The following is a 22643-nucleotide window of genomic DNA, read 5'->3' as shown; positions in this document are numbered from 1 at the left end:
ACCGGGCATCAGATCGGCGAGGAAAGACCCAGCGCATGCCCAACGGCTGTTGCGATATCATGGCGAAGACTGACGACACTGTGTCCACCAGACGGATGTACGCGGTTTGTCAGGATCAGCACGTAGCTGTCCGTGTCAGGATCGATCCAGAGAGATGTCCCCGTAAAGCCCGTATGACCAAAAGAACGGGCGGAAAAGAGGTCTCCGCGGGGCGAAGAATAATGCGTGTCGATATCCCAGCCCAATCCGCGCAGTTCGGTCTGTTCTGCCGGCTGCTGAGGCGTCACCATCTGCATCACGGTCTCCTGCCGGAGCGGAAAACGGCTGGGACGGCCTAACAGACGGTCAAGCAGCGCCTGCGCGTAGAGTGTCATGTCCTGCGCATCGGAAAAGAAACCGGCATGACCTGCAACGCCTCCCATGCGGCGGGCGGTCGGATCGTGCACAACACCACGCAGCATGATACCGTTTTCATCATACTGCGTGGGTGCGATGAGCGGACGCAGACTTGCATCCGGCAGGAAACCCGAGGACATCATGCCAAGAGGATCAAGGATATTTCGGCGCGCGTAATGCTGTAACGGCAACCCGCTTACCTTTTCCACAACCAGACCGAGCGTGATGAAGTTGATGTCACTATAAACGAATTTCGTACCTGGCAGGTTGATCAGCCTGGACTGCATCGCGCGCCTGACACCTTCCTCACGGCCGGTCCATGGATCATCCAGCGGTACATCGGGCGGCAATCCGGAATAATGCGTCAGAAGCAGACGCAGGGTAATCGCGCTTTTTCCGTTGGCTGCGAAGTCGGGAAGATACCAGCTGACCGGATCGTCAATCCGCACCAGTCCCTTCTCGGCAAGCTGCATGACAGCCGGGGCGGTAATGGTGGGTTTGGTCAGGGACGCCATGTCAAAATGCGTGTCCCAGGTCAGGGGTTCAGGGACTGGCACCAGAGCCCGGCGTCCATGAACATAGCGATGCACCACCCGCCCCTCATGTCCGACCGCAACAACGGCTCCGGGCGTCTGTCCATCGCACACACTGCGGCGGACTAACGCATCCACCTCGGCAAAGCGGTTACCTGATGAGCGGGCACAGGCTGAAAGTCCTGTCAGGAATGTGGCGCTCCCCAAGGCGAGAAACCCGCGTCGCACCAGCGGGAAGTGCTGGTACGGGATGCTGCTGTTTTCTGCCATGCGTTGCCTGCCCTGACTGGGATGTGATGCAAGAAGAGTAGAAAGAAAAGATCGGACAACGCAACGTCCTGGGTACAAATTCCGGACCGCCGTTCCGTTCCATAACGAAAAGGCGTAATGCGCTCAGACTGTCTTCGGACATTACGCGCCCTTTCGATCCTCCTTCTCCGGGGTATTTCCTACACCATGACAACCGTTTCCCCTTCCTGCGCAACATATATCCTGACCCTATCCTGTCCGAACCGCCCGGGCATCGTCGCGGCCATCAGCAGCCGGCTGGCCGAACTGAAAGCCAACATCACGGAAGCCCAGCAGTATGATGACAGGACCAGTACCTCTTTCTTCATGCGGATTGTCTTCGAGATCGCTCCGCATGATGCGGATGAGACGCGTCTGATAATGGAGATCACGGAACTGGCGGCTCAGTTCGCAATGGAATGGTCTCTGCATGACCGGGCACGCCCCCTGAAAGTTCTGCTACTGGTTTCAAAATTCGATCACTGCCTCGTTGACCTGCTGTATCGCTGGCGGATTGGCGAGCTTCCAATCGAGCCTGTCGGGATCATTTCCAACCATTCCGCCGAAACCTATGCCAACCTCGATTTCTGCGGCATTCCATTTCATCATCTTCCCATTACGAAAGAGACCAAGCTCCAGCAGGAGGCCCGGATCTGGTCCATTTTTGAACAAACGGGCGCTGAACTCGTCGTTCTGGCCCGTTACATGCAGGTTCTCTCCCAAGATCTTTCCGCGCGCCTGTCCGGCCGCTGCATCAACATCCACCATTCGTTCCTCCCCGGTTTCAAGGGCGCACGCCCTTATCACCAGGCCTTCGCCCGCGGAGTAAAGCTGATCGGGGCCACGGCGCATTACGTTACGGATGACCTGGATGAGGGGCCGATCATCGAGCAGGACGTGGAACGCATCTCCCATGCCGACACACCGGGTGATTTGATCCGTAAGGGACGCGATATCGAGCGCCGGGTCCTAGCCCGGGCCGTACGTTATCACATCGAGCGCCGCACGCTCATAAACGGCAGCAAGACCATCGTTTTCACCCCCTGATCCTTTTCTTCGGCGCACCTGAGGATAATTGCCGTCTCACCATAAACCGCCATGCCGGGTAGAACGGAACGTCGAACAATTCCTGATACCAAGCCCGTTAAGGGATTGCGCAAATCAGCATACGGATTAAGAGAATATTTCCTGACGTCATCATTTTCTTCCCGGATATTTCACAATGCCTGACAGTTCTTCATCTGCTTCCGCACGTCTTGCAGCGGCTCTGGCAAGCCTGCACGGGCAGATGGCCGATCGGATCAGCACTGCATCTTCGGTTCGCGAAGAACATAGTCATGGAGAGGCGATGAACGCGGCCTTCCTGCCGGAAGCCGTCATTTTTGCTGAAAGCACGGACGATGTCTCAGCCGTACTTTCAATTTGTCATGACCACCGCGTTCCCGTTGTCGCATTCGGTGCGGGCACATCCGTGGAGGGGCACGTTGTTCCTCCCGAACATGCCATCAGTCTCGACCTTTCCCGAATGACGGACATCATCCAGCTCAATGCGGAAGACCTGGACTGCCGGGTACAGGCAGGCATCACACGCCAGACCCTGAACACGGAGATCCGGGCCAGCGGCCTCTTCTTCCCTGTCGATCCGGGCGGCGAAGCGACCATCGGTGGCATGTGCGCCACCCGCGCCTCCGGCACCGCAGCCGTGCGATATGGCACGATGAAGGAAAATGTCCTCGGGCTGACGGTGGTTCTGGCGACAGGAGAAATCATTCGTACAGGTGGCCGCGTACGTAAATCTTCCACCGGATACGATCTGACATCCCTTTTCATCGGCTCCGAAGGGACGCTGGGCGTCATTACGGAAGTCCAGCTGCGTCTGCATGGTCGCCCCGAAACACTTTCCGCTGCAGTCTGCCAGTTCGAGACGCTCGACGATGCTATCCTGACCGCCATGGAGATCATCCAATGCGGTATTCCGATCAATCGCGTCGAACTCATGGACAGCATGCAGATGGACGCCAGCATCCGCTATTCGAAGCTGGAGGAATATCAGCCCCTCACAACCCTGTTTTTCGAATTCGCCGGTGCGTCCGCCGCCGTACAGGAACAGGTCACCGCCACAGAAGCTGTTGCGGCGGCCAATAACGGCCTGTCCTTTGCCTGGGCCAACACCCCCGAGGAACGCAATCGTCTGTGGAAAGCCAGGCATGATGCTTTCTGGGCCGCCAAGGCCATCGACCCGAAGGCCCGCGTCATTTCCACGGACTGCATCGTACCAATCTCACGCCTCGGGGAACTGATTGCAGGCGTTCATCAGGATATCGAGGCGTCGGGACTGCGCGCTCCCCTGCTCGGTCATGTGGGAGACGGCAATTTCCACACCCTGATCATCACGGATGATACGCCCGAAGGTCATGCCCGCGCCTGGGAACTGGACAAGAAAATCGTCGCCCGCGCCCTGTCCCTTGATGGTTCATGCAGCGGGGAACATGGTGTCGGCATGGGCAAGCTCGATTTTCTGGAGACGGAACATGGCGCCGGAACGCTGGCCGTCATGCGGGCACTGAAAGACACTATGGACCCGCGCCACATTCTGAACCCCGGTAAACTTCTGCCAGCCGGACCGGTTTACAGGGGATAGAAAACAGGAGACTTTTCAGCTCCTGTGACTGCCATACGGAACATCTGATCTTATGCCTCTGAAATCCGCCTCCTGTCCTGATATCGTTCTGATCGGAGCGGGTATCATGAGTTCCACGTTTGGTGCCCTCATCCGGGATCTGGACCCTTCCCTGTCCATTGCGATGTTCGAAGGACTGGCGGAAAGCGGACTTGAAAGCTCAAGGGCATGGAACAATGCTGGCACGGGACATGCCGGTTACTGCGAGCTGAACTACACACCCCAGCGTGCGGACGGGAGTGTGGACATTTCCCGCGCCCTGTCCGTCAATACCGAATTCGACATCTCCCGCCAGCTCTGGGCCAGTTGGGTCCGCACGGGCCTTATCCCCGATCCCGGACAGTTCATCTCCCCCTGCCCTCATATCAGTCTCGTCTGGGGTCAGGAAAATATCGCCTTTCTGAAGGCCCGGTACGAGGCCATGTCAGCCCATCACTGTTTCCATGACATGGAATACAGCGAAGACCGTGCCGTCATCGCGCAGTGGGCGCCGCTAACCATGGCGAGACGCGACGGATCGCCTCCTGTCGCGGCGACGCGCGTCAGAAGCGGAACAGACGTTAATTTTGGCGCCCTAACCCGTATCCTGACGAACCATCTTCACACAACTTCCGGCTTTACGGCCCATTACAATCACACCGTCACGGACATCAGCCGCACGGAAGATGGCCGCTGGCGTGTAACTGCCCGCAATACCGTGGATAACCGCTCCACGACGGTCCTGACCCGCTTTGTCTTCTTGGGTGCTGGTGGCGCAACCCTGTCTCTGCTTCAGAAATCCGGAATTGCTGAGGCCCAATCCTATGCCGGTTTCCCCGTCAGCGGGCAGTGGCTGCGCTGTACCGTTCCTGCCATTACGAGCCAGCATCACGCCAAAGTCTATGGCAAAGCGCCCGTTGGTGCGCCGCCGATGTCCGTTCCCCATCTCGATACCCGCGTCATCGACGGACAATCCTGCCTGCTGTTCGGACCCTATGCCGGTTTTTCAACGAAATTCCTGAAATCTGGCTCGTGGACGGACTATTTCCGCTCCCTCACGCCACACAATATCCTGCCTGCCCTGACCGCAGGATGCGATAACCTGCCTCTGGTGAAGTATCTTGTCCAACAGGTTCTCCAGACGGACCATGAGCGTTACAGGGCGCTGCTGGACTTCTACCCGTCCGCCCGCGAAGGGGACTGGACCAGGGTCAACGCCGGACAGCGGGTGCAGATCATCAAACCGGACAAGGGAAACCATTGTGGCGTCCTCAGATTTGGAACAGAACTGGTCCGTAGTGCTGACCAGTCTCTTGTCGCAGTCTTGGGAGCATCGCCGGGTGCGTCGATCGCCGCCTCGATCGCCCTGCAAGTCGTCCAGACCTGCTTCAGGAACCGTCTGGGTCAGAATGACTGGCTACCACGCCTGCAAGACCTTTTCCCGGCTTACGGAACAGACCTGAAATCGGATGCCAGCCTGTGCAACGACCTGAGACGACAGACCGCCACGGCATTGCAGATCGTTCAGGATTGATATCCGGCCTTAGGAACTGACTGAAGAGCCCCTCCCCCTGTCGCGCCTTTCGGCAAGACCGCCCCTGTCATGTTATGATATATTTCGACAGGACAGACGACGGCAGGCAGCAATGGCGACTCTCTTCCCCGGATCCCGGATTTCCTCTGATCAGGCGGCCTCACTGACAGGACGACGGGTCGCCATCATCGGAGCCGGCCCTGGCGGACTGGCGGCCGCCATGAAACTTGGGCATGCGGGCGCGCAGGTCACGGTTTATGAGCGCCATGCACAGGCCGGTGGTCGCTCGGGTCGCATCCGCGCTCAGGGATATACCTTCGACATCGGACCGACATTCTTCCTTTATCCTGAAATCCTGCAGGATATTTTCAGAGATTGCGGATTGGATTTCGAACGGAACATCACCCTGCGCAAGCTGGCGACCTGCTATCAGCTTGTTTACGAAAATGGCCCGACGCTGGATATCAGCAGCAATCTCACCCGCATGAAGCAGGAAATCGCCACGAAAATCAGCCCGGCGGATGCTGCCAACATTGATGCATGGTTACGAGACAACCGCGAGAAATTTGACGTTTTTGCACCGATCCTGAAACGACCGTTCAATTCATGGCGTGACCTTCTGCGCCCTGACATGCTTCATACGCTTCCCATGATGCGGCCGTTTCGGACGGTGGATCAGGATCTGGCACGCTATTTCCACGATCCGCGCACCCGACTGGCCTTCTCATTCCAGAGTAAATATCTGGGCATGTCGCCTTACCAATGTCCCAGCCTGTTCACGATCCTAAGCTACATGGAACATGAATTCGGTATCTTTCATGCCGTCGGGGGTACAGCCACCGTGATGGATAGGATGCAGGAGGCAGCGGAAAATTTCGGGGTGGTTTTCCGATTCAGCACACCCGTTCAGCACATCCATCTGGAACAGGGAAAAGCAGCGGGTGTGGTCACGGATTATGGTATCGAACCTGCTGATGCCGTCGTCATGAATGCAGATTTCGCACATGGCATGAGACAACTCGTCGCAAATGATGCCCGTCCTTCCTGGAGCGATATCAAAATTGCGAACAGCCGTTATTCATGCTCGACGTTCATGATGTATCTGGGGGTTGACCGCGCGTTTTCCGACCATGCCCACCACACGATTTTTCTCTCTGATGATTATGACCACAATTTCGCCCGCGTAGATGCTGGCCGGGCCCTTCCCTCCCGTCCCAGCCTTTACGTTCAGAACGCATGTGTAACAGATCCTTCCCTTGCACCTCAGGGATGTTCCACGCTGTATGTTTTGATGCCGGTCGCCAATCTTCACGAGAATGGCCTGCAATGGAGGGCGGAAACGCAGGAACAGGCCCGCGGAATGGCCTATCGGCGTCTGGAAGAAGCCGGTTTTACCGGTATTCCCGAGCATGTCCGGTTTGAAAAAATTATGACGCCACAACATTGGAAAACGGAGCATGACGTCCATCGCGGCGCCGTCTTCAACCTTTCGCATGATCTGGGGCAGATGCTCAATCGCCGCCCTCATAACCGTTTCAATGACATTCCCAATCTTTATATCGTAGGTGGAGGCACACATCCCGGCAGCGGTCTGCCGGTTATTTTCGAGGGCGCACGGATCAGTACAGACCTTCTGATGGAAGATCTGGCACATGCTTGAATGACCAGTGTTTCCGCTGTTCCTGATCTTCAGTCAGCCATGCAGCACCCCCGGCAGTGACGGTACAGGATGTTCCTGATGCAACTGGCGCAATCCGGATTGCCGTCTGCCCGCGAGCTGAATTCCTGCATATATCCTGTCATGATGCGCAGTCCGTTCCTGCAGAAAAGGCTCGGTTCGCGTCCGGTTTCCAGACATAGGACCAGGAATTTATGCCGTTCAGGTCTTTCAGGACCGAAACAGCAATGGAAAACTGGATCGGGGATTTCTGGGTGTTCCGCGCGGACCTTTTAGTTTTCGCGCAATCCGGCCACAACATGGGGACCACCCTTCTTCCAAAGCGCAGCATTCACAGCGGAAGACCAGGCAGTGGAACTGACTGTCAGTCTCAAGGGCAGACCATAAAATTACGATTAAGGAATGACATAAATTCCGGCTCTTCTTTCTTCTTGACGCATCTTCCTTCTTGGTGCGCGGAAATTTCACCCTATGTCATCAGACCGACGGCACAAACAACCAGATCAGCCTGCATATCCGTCAGCTTACGATATTTTCAGAAAAATATTTGGACACCGCCTTTTAGGCGGTTTTCTGTGTCGGAGATCAGCATGACCAATCTGTTTTCCCTCCTCAAACCCAGAATTTTCAACAATGCATGACCGGGGCCGGCGGAACGTTCTGCATCTTCTCACGACCGGAACGGCATTGGAGATCTGACAAACTGTACGATCACACGCGACAGATCCGTAACAACTATTACGCTGAATGTTCCTGAATTCGTGACAGATACAACTGTTGAGCCTAATTCGATCACGGACCGGACGCCGGCAGGAGGGCATGCCATCGCACTGGTCGGCTATAACCGACTGGGAATCTTCTTCAACACGTGGAGCGCGCGGACATTCATGCCATGGGCCACGTTCATGCAAATCGCCGATGAAGCCTATGGGCTGTTCAGTCGCCAGAACTGACTGACAATCCACAGCCTCTCACCACAGACAGAGAATTTCGACACCCTGCTGGCGGAAATGAAAGCTGTCTGACCCGAAGAGCAGCCGCTCTGTCTTCCCTGTTTTCCATGAGTGGTCTTCACGCGGATTCCATCAGCTCTCATTCTGTCATGTTCTATGGTCCTGAGCGGCTGTTCCATTCATCCCCGTCAGATGGTAACGGTCAGCAGGGCCATCGCCAGCATTCAGGCCGATCTCGCCAAAACAGGTGCGAGCGGCACATCCCGCATCCAGGAATTGTCTCCGATTCAGATGGCCCATTTCGATGCGAATATCCGCCCTTTCCAGTGTACCCAGAAAACCCCGTACCCGATCGTACCTATGATTTCCGGTCGGGTTCAGCTTACAGGCTCCTATACACGGAGCAGATCCTTTTCCGTCAGCACAATGGGAACGGCACCTGTTCTCGAAATTGGATCTGACGCAAGCCAGCGCAGGAACCAGCAGATTACGCTGCCTGCCCATTTCATTCCGCTCTCGGCATTGGCTGACGCGGAAGCCGAGCGCGAAACGGATTATGCCGAAGCCCTGCTGGCCCAGCCCAATACGGCACGAAAAACAGAAGGGGCGCGCATCGCGAATGACCGCGACCACTTTGCCGCACGTCTCTCCAACCTGATGAACCAGTATGCCGGATCAAACTGTCCCGATTCCCGCAAACCCACTCCACTGGTGGAAATACCGGACCACGCCTGAAGGGTGGAATATCCGGAATGGTATTTTCTGAACATTACAATCACATTCTCATCTGATATATCTGTGATGTTTTCCGGAACGCATGTCGCGTTCCTGATTGAAGGATCAAACTGACAGATGACTGACAGTCCGGGCTCCGCGATTTCTCCTGTGGCTTTTCCCGGAGGAAGACGAAGAGACAATTCTGCCCGGCAGCAGCAGATCCTAGATATTCTTCTGGAAACCGGAACAGCCACGATCGAAAATCTGGCCGACCGTTTTGGTGTCAGCCGCATGACCATCCATCGTGACGCACATGCACTGGTGGAACAGGGACTGATCGACAAGCTGCATGGCAGCATCGTCCTGCGCAACCGCGTCGTAACGCAGAAAACCGTTAATTTCCGGCGCTCCCGCGCTCCGGATCTCAAGGACGCCATCATCCAGCGGGCCGTCTCCATCATCCAGCCGGAACAGGTTCTTGTACTGGACGACTCCACAACGGTTGCCGCCATGCTACCCCTGCTTCCGGCGCTGGCACCCCTGACTATCATTACCAACGCGGTTGGCGTGGTGCAGGCGCTGTCTCCCTATCCGAACCTGAAACTGATCTGCCTCGGCGGGGACTATAATCCACCACGCAACGCCTTTTTCGGGCTGGTCTGTGAACAGGCGGCACAATCATTGCGGGCAAATACGATGTTTCTTTCCACATCGGTCATACACAACGCCACGGCCTTTCAGAACGATCAGGACGTCGTGAAAGTCAAACGCGCCATGATGGAAATTGCAGATCAGAGTGTCCTGCTGGTGGACAGTACGAAATTCCGAAAGGGCGGACTGCACCGGCTTGCGTCCCTCTCGGAATTCGATCTGGTCCTGACAGACTCTCACCTCAAACCCGCCATTCGCAAGGAACTGACAGGCGAAGGCGTGAATTTCGAAATCTGTACCTGATCTAGGTCTCGGGTAGGCTACGCATGAACTGATGCAGACCACCGGCAATTGCTTTTTCAAAAGCCGCCAGGGTCTCCTGACCAACGTAATGCTCGACACCCTCGGCGTCGATCCGGGCGTTGTCCGGACTGATCCCAAGTGCAAGCAGAAATTCCTCCACGAGGCGATGACGGCGCCGGGCCTTCCGGGCCATTGTCTGTCCGGCCTCAGTCAGAAAAACGCCCCGGTAAGACTTCTGCGTCACATATCCTTCCGCTGAAAGGCGGCTCAGCATCTTGGCGACCGTTGGCTGGGAGACCCCAAGCCGGCTGGCAATATCTACCTGCCGCACTTCCCGTCCTTCCGCGAGCAGATCCGAAATCAGTTCCACATAATCCTCAACCAAGACCCTGCGCCGCGCCGCGCGATTAACCCGGAACCCTTCAGACTGGATTTCTATGTCCGGCATGGCATCTGCCAGAGGTTCCGTGCGCCGCATTCCGTATCGCTCCATATTCCTTATTGAATATTCGCGAGGGAATAAAACATTCTCTCCTTGTGATCCAGTCAGGTTGGCCCGCTTCCCGTTTCCATCGGCAATATCTGCCCTTCAGATATATAGCATATTGAATATTTCATTGCTTTCCGTAAGAATGTCATCCTTATGTCCAGCCAACCTTCCCCGTCTGATAACTCCGCTTCTGGCTCGGGCTGGCGTTTTTCCCGAGACACGGACGAAGACCGCCCCAGCCTGCCGGAAGCTTTTGCATCCGTCCGGGTTCCTGCCGCTGGCGCGTCATGGTTCCGGCGGTTTCTGGCTTTTGTCGGCCCGGGCTACATGGTGTCTGTCGGATATATGGACCCGGGTAACTGGGCGACGGACCTTCAGGGTGGGGCGCAGTTCGGCTACACGCTTCTGAGCATCATCATGCTATCCAACCTGATGGCCATCCTGTTGCAGGCGCTTTCCGCCCGCCTGGGCATTGCAACGGGGCGCGATCTTGCACAGGCCTGCCGGGATCATTTTCATCCTGCCCTCAATATCGTCCTGTGGCTGGCCTGCGAACTGGCGATCATTGCGTGTGATCTTGCAGAGGTAATTGGTACGGCAGTAGCCCTGAAGCTTCTTTTTGGCCTTCCTCTGCTGGGCGGAGCGCTACTCTCCATTTTCGATGCGCTGATCGTTCTTCTTCTGATGAACCGTGGTTTCCGGTACCTCGAAGCCTTCGTAATCGTCCTGCTCAGCATCATCGCGCTTTGTTTCGGCATTCAGGTTGTGGCCGCGGCCCCACCGGTCAGAGACGTACTGGCCGGCCTGTTACCGCCAACCGGGATCGTGACGGATCCGTCCATGCTGTACATTGCCATCGGCATTATCGGCGCAACCGTCATGCCGCATAATCTTTATCTGCATTCTTCAATCGTTCAGACACGCGCTTACGAGCGCACGCCTGCCGGACGACGGGACGCCATCCGCTGGTCCACGCTGGATAGTACGATAGCGCTGATGCTGGCTCTTTTCATCAACGGGGCCATTCTCGTCGTCGCGGCCGCGGCCTTTCATACAACCGGTCATCAGGGGGTAGCGGAAATCGAGGATGCCTATCGACTTCTGTCACCCATCCTTGGGCTGGGAATGGCCTCTACCCTGTTTGCACTGGCTCTTCTCGCAGCCGGCACCAATTCCACCGTTACAGGCACTCTGGCGGGCCAGATCATCATGGAAGGCTTCCTCCGGCTGCGGATCCCGCACTGGGCCCGACGCCTCCTGACCCGGGGACTGGCCATCATCCCGGTCGCCATCGTGACAGTCCTGTACGGTGATCAGGGCGTTGGCATGCTGTTGCTGGCCAGTCAGGTCATCCTCTCGCTTCAGTTACCCTTCGCAGTCATTCCTCTGGTGAAATTCGTTTCCGACAAACGAAAAATGGGAGAATTCGTCATTTCACCCGCCATACGCCTACTATCATGGAGTGTAGCAGCCTTCATTCTTCTCCTGAACTTCAAGCTGCTTTACGATACCCTGTCCAGCTGAAAAGCCCCGACTTTCAATACGAAGGCCGGAAAACAGACCAGCCAGTCTGCTGTACCAGACGTTCCAGAGCCCGCGTCCCCAGCAGGGAGTTGCCCTGCGCGTTCAGCCCCGGTGACCACACCGCAATGGAGGCGATACCCGGCGCCACGGCAAGAATCCCACCGCCCACGCCTGATTTTCCCGGCAACCCGACACGAATGGCGAACGCCCCTGACCCGTCATAATGACCACACATCATCATAAGCGCGAGAACGGTCTGCGCATGGCGGGGCGTGACAACCTGTTCCTTCGTGCGGGGGTTACGTCCTTCCATCATCAGGTAGGTGCCAACCTCCGCTAGCTGGCGACAACTCATCGTGAGCGCACACTGATGAAAATAGAAGTCCAGCGTGTCTTCGACCGGATTGCGGATATTGCCGAACGTCCGCATGTAATTGGCCAGAGCGATATTGCGGAAACCCGTTTCCTTTTCCTGTCGCGCCACATCCCGATCCATCTGGATAGCATCTGGCGCACTGACCAGTGAACGAAGGAAATCCAGCAGGCGTTTCTGCGCACCGTCTTTGCCATACCGGGCAACAAGGATATCATCCACGACAATGGCCCCCGCGTTGATAAACGGATTGCGGGGAATGCCAAATTCGCTTTCAAGCTGAACAATGGAATTGAACGGACTGCCTGACGGCTCCTGACGGACCCTCGCCCAGATTTCCTCCCCCATCGCGTTCAGGGCCATGCTGAACGAAAAGACCTTGGAAACGCTCTGGATGGAGAACGGCTCATCAGCATCTCCCACAATATGGCAATGACCGTCTGCATCTATAACCGCCATGCCGAACCGTCCCAGATCCACGCGTGCGAGGGGCGGGATATAGCTTGCGACAGTTCCTCGCTCGGCTGCTATGCGCATTTCTTCTGCAATAGCAGCGATAATGTCAGCAATCTGTGTCATGGAAAAACCGGTCTTTTCAGGGAGATGATCGATCAGAGAGATTACCTTTCTCTGCCACTCCCTCTTCCCGCAACCCTCATGGCATGCCGGAAGGTATGCATTGAATGCATACCTTCCGCGGTTCAGTTCGTCAGGGCGACGGGCGAAATCACACGGTGCCTCACCACCTGCCCGATAATGACAAGCGCCGGAGATTTCACCCCTTCATCCCGGGTGCGGGCGGCAATGTCATCCAGCGTTCCAGTCAGCACACGCTGGGCAGGCTGGGTGCCACGCTCCACGATGGCAACGGGCCAGTCAGAGGGTAGCCCCTGTTCCTTCAGCCCCGTGACAAGCTGCTCCAGTGTGGAAATTCCCATATAGATCACGACGGTCTGGCGGCGGTCCGCCATATCTTTCCATGGCAGATCCAACCTCCCGTCAGCACGGGCATGACCCGTGACGAAAAGACAGGCCTGCGCGCAGTCACGATGCGTCAGCGGAATACCGGAATATGCCGCACACCCATTGGCCGCAGAAATCCCTGGTACAAGGCGGAATGGCACACTAGCGCCAACGAGCGCCTCGATTTCTTCTCCGCCACGTCCGAAAATGAAAGGATCGCCCCCTTTGAGGCGCAGGACCCGCTCCCCGGCACTAGCACGACGGATCATTTCCTGATTGATCTCTTCCTGTGGCAAGGCATGGCGATCCCGCTGCTTGCCCACAAACACCATTTCCGCGTCCCGGCGGACGAGTTCCAGCAGATCCGGGGACAGCAAATTGTCATAAAGTACAGAATCCGCGTTCTGCATCAGATGCAACGCCTTGAGCGTCAGCAGGTCCGGATCGCCCGGTCCTGCCCCAACCAGCCAGACCTCCCCAGTACGGACGGGATTGGCGAGAAGCGCCTCAAGAATGGTATCCGCACGGTTGTCTTCTCCCGCAGAAGCTGCCTCGGCACCGGGTCCATCCAAAAAGTCTTCCCAGATGCGTTTGCGTATCCGCACATCAGGATACCGCCCCGAAACGCGCACCCGCCTTGTCTGCATATAATCCGCAAGGGCAGCGGTTCCGAGGGGTAACTGGGCTTCAATCCGCTCCCGAAGTCGCCGGGCCAGCACCGGCGCGGCCCCGCCAGTCGAGATTGCCACCCGCACCACGCCACGCCGGATCTGCGCCGGGGTAATGAAACTGGAAGGTTCCGGATCATCCACCGCGCAGACGGGGATATTGAAACGGTCTGCCATGGCCGCGACCTGCCGGTTCACGGCACGGTCATCCGTGGCGGCGTAAACCAGACGGCTTCCCGGCAGCAGTGCCTGCAAGTTCTCCGCGTTGGCATGGTCCCCGACATGCAGGGCCTGTCCACTTTCAACCCACCCTCGAACAACCGGCCCAAGCCTGTCAGCAAGAATTTCGATACGCGCGCCATGGTCCAGAAGCAGCCTTCCCTTATTGGCCGCAATTTCCCCACCGCCCACCAACAGCACCCGCGCCCCTTTCAGGCGCAGGGAAACAGGAAACCAGCCTGTGCCGTTCTCAGTGGATGTCATGGTTCGTATCCCCGATCTGAAAGGTCGGCACTGCGGAAGAAAAGTTCATGGCCCTATGGATAATCCGGACAGGCACAGAGATGAAGGGATCAGCGCCATCCGGGCTTTCCTTTCTCCGACATCGCGAAAAATCCATATTCCCGCGACTTCCTGACAAATATGAACAGCCATGGGGCGACCCAATGTCAGTTTGATGCTAGGATCAATTTCCGACCAAACAGCAAGGGCAGGCCTGATCCTTGATGCTCGCCCTTCCGGGACCGGAGATTTCCCGCATGGCCAAATTTTTCGTGGACTTCATCCGCTCACTTCAGAAAGGCCCCGGTTTCATCGCGGTCTTTGCTGTACTGATCATCGCTGTTCTACTCGCCTATCTGACACTTTATGCCCTGGTTATGTAGGACAGGGAGCCATTTTCCCATGCCGTATCAGACACATTGGACAGGATACTGAGACATGACGTCAGACGACATTACAAAACGTCTGGACTTTATGCGGGAAGCCACGCGCCTCAAGGATGTCCTGAGACGGACCTACACCCTTGGTGGCCAGTCAGAAAGCACGGCCGAGCATAGCTGGGCGCTCTGCCTGCTCATCATGACGTTCGCTGACCAGATGCCGGACATTGATCTGCTGAAACTCCTGAAAATCTGCATCATCCATGATCTGGGCGAAGCCATCCACGGCGATATTCCCGCCATTTCCGTCCTGGCATCCGCGAACAAGTCCGTTCAGGAACGCGAAGACCTTCTGGTCATCATGGAATCCCTGCCTATTTCTCTTCGCGACGAATTCCTGTCCCTGTGGGACGAATATGAAGCAGCCTCCACACCCGAGGCACGCCTTGCCAAGGCATTCGATAAAATCGAAACCATCAGTCAGCACAACACCGGTCAGAACCCTTCCGATTTCGACTACGCGTTCAATCTTACCTACGGTCGCCGATATACAGACCACTCGACACTGACACGTCAGATCCGGGACATTCTCGATCAGGCGACAAAACGCAACATGCATGGAACACGGGCGTTGCTGGCAGACTGAAGCACGACAACCCCGGCCTGACCGGCAGCACCTTTCCAGCCTTAGCCCTGTTTGCCGTCCGGATGCAGATATTCCGCCTGCCAGAGATCAGCCGTCTGCTCCTTCAGCGCGAACAGCCGGACGGCTATCATTCTGCAAATCCCTCTGGCTCTGCTTATAGAAACGATGGAAACGGCTTCCCAGCGAAGTCAGCACCTCATATCCAATCGTCTTTCCAGACGCAGCAAGTGCATCCACGTCCTGACAAGGCCCCACTACTGAAAGAACATCGCCAGGTTCAAGGCTTTCAGAAGCCGCATTTAGATCAATGCAGATACTGTCCATTGAAACACGCCCGATGACTGGCAGTCGTTTCGATCCGTGCCAGACCGACGCTTCCCCCGCCTGCGCCCGGAAAAATCCATCCGCATAGCCCAGTCCAAGCGTTGCAATCCGGGTTGGTTCCTGTGCTTCCCATGTCAGGCCATATCCGACACGCTCTCCCGCCCTGACCGTGCGGATCTGAACGATCCGCGCATCCAGCCCCAGCACAGGAGAAAGGGAGCGGTTGCCCGGTTGTGGAGCGATACCGTAAAGCGCCGCGCCCGGACGGGTCAGTTCAAAATGATACTCTGGCCCCAGGAAAATTCCGGATGATGCGGAAAGCGAACGCGGAATCCTCGGAAAAAAAGCCGCCATCTCCAAGAAACGCTGCCGCTGGCGGGCATTGGCGGGATGATCGGGTGTATCCGCACAGGCCAGATGACTCATGATCAGGTGCAGTGACAGTCCCTCGAACTGGGCCCTGTTCTCGAGATCCGCTTCAGACAGGCCAAAACGGGACATACCGCTGTCAACCTGCAATGCCGCTGGAAGCGCCTGTCCTTTCAGAGCACAGAGGGCTTTCCATTCCTCCACCTGTGACAGGTCATTCAGCACCGGCAGCAGGCCATGATCTGCCATTGTGGCGGCACAGCCCGGCATGAAACCGTGCAGAACAAAAATGCGTCTTTCCGGCAGAATGGTACGGAGATGGATCCCTTCATCAAGATGTGCCACGAAAAATGTCCGTGCGCCTTGCCCTTCCAGGAGCGGAGCGATACGTTCCGCTCCTAGTCCGTAAGCGTCTGCCTTGATGACTGCAGCGCACTCGGCGGAAGCGCACATCCTGCTCAGAAGACCATAATTGGCACTGATGGCGTCCAGATCGACTGTCAGCCAGGCCCCTGCCCGTGCCGACGCTGCATCAGGAATGGTTTTCTTCATGGATGGGGCTGTCCGCTCTTGATCATACTTGGGAAGCAGCCTTCATCTAGACACGGTTCTGGGCCATAGAAAAGCCTGTAATCACAGTACTTTTCTTACATCCTGGCGCTGCGCGGCAGGAAACTGCAACGTTCCGTCATAAAACGTGAGTTCCGATTTCCGCGCGAAAGCCTATTTCTTGGCGAACCTATCGCAACGCTAGGACCATCAGGAAAGTTCCCGGAAACTGATGTCAGACGACATAACGTCATCTTCCCCCCTCAAAGCCGGCGGTGTCCGGCGGGTCATGAGCAATCTCGGCGTCCTGCTGGGAGGCCGGGCGGTCAACGCCCCTCTCAGCCTCGTGCATGTTTGGATGGCAACCCATCTGCTGGGCAGTTACAATTTCGGCCTGGTGGCCATGATGTACGCCTTTGCACGGACAATGGGCGATGTCGTGGACTTCCAGTCCTGGCAGACGGTGCTTCACTATGGCCTGCGCCCCCTGACAAACGGTGATCGCCGCGGCTTTCAGCGGATCGTGGCCTTCAGCCTCCTGCTCGACAGTTGCGGCGGGCTGATCGGCTTTGCAGGCGGGGTCCTGATCAGCATCATGGCCATGACTGCACTGGGCTGGCCTTCACAGATCCATGTTATCGGTGTGATCTACTGCGTATCCATCCTTTTCATGGCGTCTGCCACCCCCACTGGGCTGCTGCGGGTTTTTGACCGCTATGACCTGCTTTCCGCCCAGAGCACGGTCGCAACCATCGTTCGGGTCATCGGTACGGCGACTCTGGGACTGGGTTTCGCGTCCGTGGCGGGACTGGCGACGGTCTGGATCCTTGCGGAAATGGTGGCATGGGGGACAATTTTCTTCATGGCGGCCCGCGAAATGCATCGCCGTGACCTGATCCGGGGCCTTTTCCATGAAATGCGCAGCATCGTGCCGGAACTCTGGAACCGGCGGTTCTTTGCATCCTATCCCGGTATCTGGCGCTTTGCTGTCAACACCAATCTGAATTCTACTCTAGCGCTGGCTTTCGGGCATATCGGCACACTTGTCGTCGGTGCCTTCGTAGGCCCGACAAGCGCCGGGTATTATCGCATTGCCAGTCAGATCGCCTCAGGCATCGCAAAACCTGCAACCCTGATCCAGACCACCGTTTATCCGGAAATGGCTCGCCTGCGCCGTGACCGGGCCATGAAACGGCTTTACCGTCTGACAGGGCAGGTCGCACTTGCAGCTGGTGGTATCGGTACCGCTCTTCTTCTCCTGACTTTCTTCGCAGGCCAGCCACTGCTTCAGCTCTATATCGGCCACAAGGGCGCGATGGAGGCCATGCCGGTGACGCTCTGGCTGCTTGCGGCCGAAGTGGTCACGGTGTGGGGACTGCCGCTAGAGCCGCTGCTTTTCACCATCAACCGTTCAGGTTCCGCTATCCAGGCGCGCTGCCTCGAGTGTTTCTTTTTCCTGCCGGCTCTTCTGTTCATGGTTCACCGCTACGGGCTGAGTGGCGTTGGACCGGCAACCCTCGCCGGCGTCACGCTTCTGATCCTGACACAGTTCTTCTTTGTTCTGCGCGCCACCGGCCAGGGACAGGCCACGGCATGAAGGTCGCTTTTCCCCTGATCGCCCAGCGACACCAGACTCTCCATGCCCTGCCAGTCGCGCTGGAGATGTCCGCACGCCATCCCGACGTCGCGGTGCATGTGTCCTGCCTGACCATCAGCCACATGGAACTCGCGCGCTCGCTTGCAAGCCTGTACCCAGAGGCCCGGGTGCAGTTCGATCTGCTGCCTCTCTCTCCACGTCAGAGACAGAGAATCGAAAAACATGGTCTGCGTGTGATAGACCGGTTGATGGGCCTGTTTCTCGCCCGGCGTTATTTCCAGAAATTTGACGCCATCATCGTGCCCGAAGCTACCTCCCTGCAACTCCGCCACATGGGAGTTACGCATCCGCGCATGATCTGGACCGGACACGGCGCGGGCGATCGCGCTATCGGTTTTGCCCGACACCTCAGGAAATTTGACTTCCTGCTGGTTCCGGGCCGGAAAGTGGAGCAGCGAATGCTACGTGAAAAGATCATTCGCTCCGGTTTTTATCATCGGGGCACCTATGCGAAATTCGATCTGGTCCGCAGACTCGAAGCCCATCGGCCAAAGCTTTTCGATAATGACCGGCCTACGATCCTGTATAATCCGCATTTCCTGAAGCGGTTTTCATCCTGGTCCTCAATGGGTCCTCGTATTCTTGAATTCTTTGCCCATCAAGACCGCTATAACCTGATTTTTGCGCCCCATTTCCGCCTCTTTGACAACCGGCGCAAGGAAGGAGAGGCTCTGAAACAGGAATACGGACGCTTTCCCCATATGATCATAGACCCTGGAAGCGAACGCAGCATTGACATGACCTACACAATGGCGGCTGATCTTTACATGGGCGATGTCAGCAGCCAAGTCGCGGAATTCATGGTTCGCCCGCGTCCCTGTCTTTTTTTGAATGCCCATCATGCAAAATGGCAGAACGATCCCAATTATCTGTCATGGACGCTCGGTCCGGTAACGGACAGAATGGCTGACCCCGGCGCTGAAATCGAACGGGCATTCGAAACCCATCCACGTTTTCTTGAGACCCAGCGTCAATATGTATTAGAGACATTCGAGACTCTAGGCGACGAGCCCACGGCCCCCGCCGCTGCGGATGCCATCGTTGATTTTCTGCAAAGGGCCGCCTGATGTCCGGCGATCCAAATGGAGCTAGTCAAGGTTTGACCGAGGCCAACCAGAACCCCACCGCCCCTTCCGCCCCCACGCCCAGCCGCTCGGGCCTGACCCGGCGCTACGGGGACTTCTCCAGCTTTGCCGCAGCGCTCGACTACGCAGCCCAAGGTGAAAGTGGATTCAACATCTACTCAGGCCGCGGACAGCTTCTCGAGGCACTGCCCTATCGTGCCCTTCGCGAGCAGGCGCAGTCCATGGCGCGGCGCCTGCTGGGTCTGGGACTCACGGCTGGAGACCGCGTGGCCATCGTGGCAGAAAGTGACGGGGACTTTGCCCGCATTTTCTTCGGTTGTCAGTATGCGGGCCTTGTCCCAGCTCCTCTGCCTCTGCCCGTCGCCTTTGGAGGACGGGAAGGCTACGTCTCAACCCTGCGCGGCATGGTTGAAAGCGCTGCTGCACGGGCTGTGGTGGTTCCGGACGTGATCGGCAGCTGGACTTCAGACATCGTGGACGGGCTGGATCTGGTTTTTGGCGGCTCTCCCGCTGACCTGTATCGTCACGCGGAAGCGAATGTCGACCTACCGGAAATCCGTTCTTCAGATCTATCCTATCTCCAGTTCTCCTCGGGCAGCACCCGTTTCCCGATGGGTGTCTCCGTCACGCAGGCCGCCGGCATGGCCAATGCCCGCGCCATTGCCCGTGACGGACTGAAAGTCCATCCAGCCGAAGACCCGCGCAATGACCGCTGCGTGTCCTGGCTGCCGCTCTATCATGATATGGGACTGGTAGGTTTCTTTCTGACGCCTCTGACCTGCCAGCTCAGCGTGGATCTGCTGCCAACCCGGGAGTTTGCCCGCCGCCCGCATGTCTGGCTGGATCTGATCTCCCGCAATCGCGGCACGATCGCATACAGTCCATCCTTCGGCTACGAACTCTGCGCACGACGCAGCGGACAGACCGAGCTCGATCTGTCCTGCTGGCGTATTGCCGGCATTGGCGGAGACATGATCCGCCCTCATATCCTCGAAGGGTTTGCCGAGCGCTTCGTCTCCAACGGCTTCAATCCCAAGGCTTTCGTCGCCAGCTACGGCATGGCGGAAGCGACCTTGGCCATCAGCTTCGCACCACTCGATACCGGCATCCAGACAGATACGATCGACCTGCGGGCGCTGGAAAAGAACGGGATCGCCGAACCCTGCAATGACCCCACACATGCCCTGCGGACCTTCGTCCTCTGTGGCGCTCCCTTGCCAGACCATCAGATCGAAGTCCGTGACCCGGCAGGCAGGATCCTGCCCGAACGACACGTTGGCACAGTCTATGTGCGCGGGCCGAGCCTCATGTGCGGGTATTTCCGGCGCCCGGAGGAAACGGAAGCCGTCCTGGACGCCGATGGCTGGCTGAACACGGGCGACCTTGGCTATCATCTGAAAGGACAGATCATTGTCACAGGACGCGCCAAGGACCTCATCATCATCAACGGCCGCAATATCTGGCCGCAGGATCTTGAGTGGTCGGCGGAAAGCGAAGTTCCCACCCTGCGTTCACGCGATGTGGCCGTCTTCTCCATGGATACGGAAGACGGCGAGAACATCGTCGCGCTGGTTCAGTGCCGCGCGACGGAAGAAGCCAGCCGTAATCAGCTTCGGGATGAAGTGGCCAGCGTGTTCCGTCGCCAGCACGGTGTCGATGTCAAGGTCATTCTCGTACCGCCGCGTACCCTGCCCCAGACGTCATCGGGCAAGCTGACACGCGCAAAGGCGAAAACCATGCTCCTCACCGGACAGTTCGACCTCCACCCGGAAACCACGACGTCCGCCGCCTGACAATCCGATACCGTATGCCCGTTCCTGCAAGTTTAGATGCAGGAACGGGTGGCAGTCCTGCGCAGTTTGGCGCATAAGGCCGCCCCAACAGTTCAAGAGACCGAGAGCCCAATTCATGACTGACAGTGTCGCCGCCATTTCGCAGATGATCATCGACAAGTTGCTTGCCAATCCGAAAGTTCCCCGGGACATCGATGGCAACAGCAAGATCGTCGAAGATCTGGCATTCGACAGCCTTGCCGTCATGAATTTCGTCATGGAAATCGAAGACGAACTTGACGTTTCGGTCCCGCTCGACAAACTGGCTGATATCCGGACGATCAATGATCTGGCCGTCTGCCTGCATACGCTGAAAGCCAACCAGGCGTGACTGACATTTTCGCCAAGCATGCCGCGTTGCGTGCAGCTTATGACGGGCTGACCGCGCATTTCCCGCGCAATCCATTCGAAGTCGTCATTGACCATCCCCTGTCGGCTACTGTCGGCATCATTGAAGGACGTGAGACGCTCCTGTTCGGAACGAACAACTATCTTGGCCTGAGCCAGTCGAAACACGCTGCGGATGCCGCCATCGAAACGGCGCGCACCATGGGTGTCGGTACAACCGGCTCACGGATCGCCAATGGTACGTTCGGCCTGCACAAGCAGCTTGAACAGCGCCTGGCACAGGTTTTCCATCGCAAGCACTGCATGGTGTTCTCGACCGGCTATCAGGCCAATCTGGGTACCATCTCCGCCCTCGTGAACAAAAATGACATCCTTTTCCTGGATGCAGACAGCCACGCCAGCATCTATGACGGCGCCAAGCTCTCCGGAGCACAGGTCATCCGCTTTCGTCACAATGATCCTGCCGACCTGGAAAAGCGTCTGAGCCGCGTCAAAGATCATCAGGGCGCCAAACTCATCATCGCCGAAGGTATCTATTCCATGACGGGGAATGTCGCCCCGCTGGACAAATTCGTCGACATCAAGAAGCGCCATGGTGCTTATCTGATGGCCGATGAAGCCCACTCCTTCGGGGTTCTGGGTAAGCATGGCCGTGGTGTTGCTGAGCTTCAGGGCTGCGAGGACGGGATCGATTTCGTGGTCGGCACCTTCTCCAAATCCCTGGGTACGGTCGGAGGATACTGCGTTACGGACCATGATGGCGTGAACCTCATGCGTCTGTGCTCCCGGCCCTATATGTTCACGGCTTCGCTGCCTCCCGAGATCATCGCAGCAACCCTTGCTGCGCTGGATGAAATGGAGGCACATCCCGAACTGAGGACACGCCTTCAGGAAAATTCCGCAAGGCTTCACAAGGGATTGCAGGACGCAGGTCTCAGCACAGGTTCCCACGTTTCTCCGGTTGTGGCTGTCACGCTTGAAACCGTTGAACAGGCCGTCGCATTCTGGAACGCCCTCCTGGAGCATGGGGTTTACGTCAACCTCTCCCTTCCCCCGGCCACGCCTGATAACAGGCCTCTTTTGCGTTGTTCGGTCATGGCAGCGCATTCAGCACGGGAAATTGATCAGGCCGTTGACGTGTTTGGCAAACTGGCCAGAGAATTCGGGCTCTGATTTTCTACTCGATGCAAGAAAAGCGCCGGACAGGCTGGTCTGTCCGGCG

General features: G+C 57.2%; 21 protein-coding genes. 16 read left to right on the top strand and 5 right to left on the bottom strand.

Going from position 1 to position 22643, the window contains the following annotated elements:
- Positions 1 to 8 precede the first annotated feature (8 nt).
- Positions 9 to 1199 carry a serine hydrolase domain-containing protein gene (locus GMO_RS03690; protein WP_008850937.1) on the bottom strand — a complete coding sequence of 397 codons (1191 nt, stop codon included), beginning with the start codon at positions 1197 to 1199 and terminating at the stop codon, positions 9 to 11.
- Between the two features lie 186 nt (positions 1200 to 1385).
- Between GMO_RS03690 and purU the strand changes: the two genes are divergently transcribed.
- From purU to GMO_RS03655, 8 genes are all read left to right on the top strand, one after another.
- Entirely contained in the window at positions 1386 to 2264 is an 879-nt protein-coding gene (gene purU / locus GMO_RS03685) for a formyltetrahydrofolate deformylase (RefSeq protein ID WP_040507791.1), read from the top strand.
- Between the two features lie 175 nt (positions 2265 to 2439).
- Complete coding sequence (locus GMO_RS03680; protein ID WP_008850935.1) at positions 2440 to 3858, top strand: FAD-binding oxidoreductase; 1419 nt, start codon at positions 2440 to 2442, stop codon at positions 3856 to 3858.
- 52 nt (positions 3859 to 3910) lie between these two features.
- A complete protein-coding gene (gene mqo / locus GMO_RS03675; protein ID WP_008850934.1) occupies positions 3911 to 5410 on the top strand; it encodes a malate dehydrogenase (quinone) in 1500 nt (499 codons plus the stop codon).
- Between the two features lie 112 nt (positions 5411 to 5522).
- Positions 5523 to 7070: a phytoene desaturase family protein gene (locus GMO_RS03670; protein WP_008850933.1), complete on the top strand. Its 1548-nt coding sequence runs from the start codon at positions 5523 to 5525 to the stop codon at positions 7068 to 7070.
- Between the two features lie 196 nt (positions 7071 to 7266).
- Positions 7267 to 7449 carry a DUF2141 domain-containing protein gene (locus tag GMO_RS14935; RefSeq protein ID WP_139064377.1) on the top strand — a complete coding sequence of 61 codons (183 nt, stop codon included), beginning with the start codon at positions 7267 to 7269 and terminating at the stop codon, positions 7447 to 7449.
- A gap of 400 nt (positions 7450 to 7849) precedes the next feature.
- Positions 7850 to 8041 (top strand): hypothetical protein, encoded by a 192-nt coding sequence (locus GMO_RS03665; RefSeq protein WP_008850930.1) that lies wholly within the window; start codon positions 7850 to 7852, stop codon positions 8039 to 8041.
- Between the two features lie 156 nt (positions 8042 to 8197).
- The gene (locus GMO_RS03660) at positions 8198 to 8776 is read left to right on the top strand and encodes a hypothetical protein (RefSeq protein WP_008850928.1); all 579 of its coding nucleotides are present in this window, start codon (positions 8198 to 8200) and stop codon (positions 8774 to 8776) included.
- A gap of 117 nt (positions 8777 to 8893) precedes the next feature.
- Positions 8894 to 9712, top strand: a complete 819-nt coding sequence (locus GMO_RS03655; RefSeq protein WP_008850927.1) for a DeoR/GlpR family DNA-binding transcription regulator — start codon at positions 8894 to 8896, stop codon at positions 9710 to 9712.
- A 1-nt stretch (position 9713) separates the two neighbouring features.
- Here the strand turns inward: GMO_RS03655 and mntR are convergent, their stop codons facing one another.
- Positions 9714 to 10190 carry a manganese-binding transcriptional regulator MntR gene (gene mntR, locus GMO_RS03650; RefSeq protein WP_050801378.1) on the bottom strand — a complete coding sequence of 159 codons (477 nt, stop codon included), beginning with the start codon at positions 10188 to 10190 and terminating at the stop codon, positions 9714 to 9716.
- Between the two features lie 165 nt (positions 10191 to 10355).
- Between mntR and GMO_RS03645 the strand changes: the two genes are divergently transcribed.
- Entirely contained in the window at positions 10356 to 11726 is a 1371-nt protein-coding gene (locus tag GMO_RS03645; protein ID WP_008850925.1) for an Nramp family divalent metal transporter, read from the top strand.
- 13 nt (positions 11727 to 11739) lie between these two features.
- On the opposite strand, the gene GMO_RS03640 is transcribed toward GMO_RS03645, so the two are convergent.
- Positions 11740 to 12678, bottom strand: a complete 939-nt coding sequence (locus tag GMO_RS03640; protein ID WP_008850924.1) for a glutaminase — start codon at positions 12676 to 12678, stop codon at positions 11740 to 11742.
- Between the two features lie 122 nt (positions 12679 to 12800).
- Entirely contained in the window at positions 12801 to 14213 is a 1413-nt protein-coding gene (cysG, locus tag GMO_RS03635) for a siroheme synthase CysG (RefSeq protein WP_008850922.1), read from the bottom strand.
- Between the two features lie 275 nt (positions 14214 to 14488).
- Here cysG and GMO_RS14825 point away from each other — a divergent pair, with 275 nt between their 5' ends.
- Both GMO_RS14825 and GMO_RS03630 read left to right on the top strand, forming a co-directional pair.
- Positions 14489 to 14614 (top strand): hypothetical protein, encoded by a 126-nt coding sequence (locus tag GMO_RS14825; RefSeq protein WP_280985119.1) that lies wholly within the window; start codon positions 14489 to 14491, stop codon positions 14612 to 14614.
- A gap of 55 nt (positions 14615 to 14669) precedes the next feature.
- Positions 14670 to 15257 (top strand): HD domain-containing protein, encoded by a 588-nt coding sequence (locus GMO_RS03630; RefSeq protein ID WP_008850920.1) that lies wholly within the window; start codon positions 14670 to 14672, stop codon positions 15255 to 15257.
- Positions 15258 to 15344: 87 nt separating this feature from the next.
- Here GMO_RS03630 and alr read toward each other — a convergent pair whose 3' ends face one another.
- The gene (gene alr / locus GMO_RS03625) at positions 15345 to 16502 is read right to left on the bottom strand and encodes an alanine racemase (RefSeq protein ID WP_008850919.1); all 1158 of its coding nucleotides are present in this window, start codon (positions 16500 to 16502) and stop codon (positions 15345 to 15347) included.
- A gap of 229 nt (positions 16503 to 16731) precedes the next feature.
- On the opposite strand from alr, the gene GMO_RS03620 reads away from it, so the two are divergent.
- The 5 genes from GMO_RS03620 to spt all read left to right on the top strand — a co-directional run bounded on the left by GMO_RS03620 (position 16732) and on the right by spt (position 22594).
- Positions 16732 to 18096, top strand: coding sequence for a lipopolysaccharide biosynthesis protein (locus tag GMO_RS03620; RefSeq protein WP_008850918.1), 1365 nt, complete (start codon positions 16732 to 16734; stop codon positions 18094 to 18096).
- Positions 18093 to 19223 (top strand): hypothetical protein, encoded by a 1131-nt coding sequence (locus tag GMO_RS03615; RefSeq protein WP_008850917.1) that lies wholly within the window; start codon positions 18093 to 18095, stop codon positions 19221 to 19223. Before GMO_RS03620 ends, GMO_RS03615 begins: the two co-directional genes overlap by 4 nt.
- Complete coding sequence (locus GMO_RS03610; RefSeq protein ID WP_175282569.1) at positions 19223 to 21034, top strand: fatty acyl-AMP ligase; 1812 nt, start codon at positions 19223 to 19225, stop codon at positions 21032 to 21034. The genes GMO_RS03615 and GMO_RS03610 overlap by 1 nt, the downstream gene beginning before the upstream one ends.
- Before the next feature lie 115 nt (positions 21035 to 21149).
- The gene (locus tag GMO_RS03605; protein ID WP_008850915.1) at positions 21150 to 21404 is read left to right on the top strand and encodes an acyl carrier protein; all 255 of its coding nucleotides are present in this window, start codon (positions 21150 to 21152) and stop codon (positions 21402 to 21404) included.
- Complete coding sequence (spt, locus tag GMO_RS03600) at positions 21401 to 22594, top strand: serine palmitoyltransferase (protein WP_008850914.1); 1194 nt, start codon at positions 21401 to 21403, stop codon at positions 22592 to 22594. Before GMO_RS03605 ends, spt begins: the two co-directional genes overlap by 4 nt.
- Positions 22595 to 22643: the final 49 nt, after the last annotated feature.

It is taken from the genome of Gluconobacter morbifer G707 (assembly GCF_000234355.1).
Classification (GTDB): domain Bacteria; phylum Pseudomonadota; class Alphaproteobacteria; order Acetobacterales; family Acetobacteraceae; genus Gluconobacter; species Gluconobacter morbifer.
Note: the sequence above shows the minus strand (reverse complement) of the source record. Positions and strands in the feature narration are given on the sequence as shown.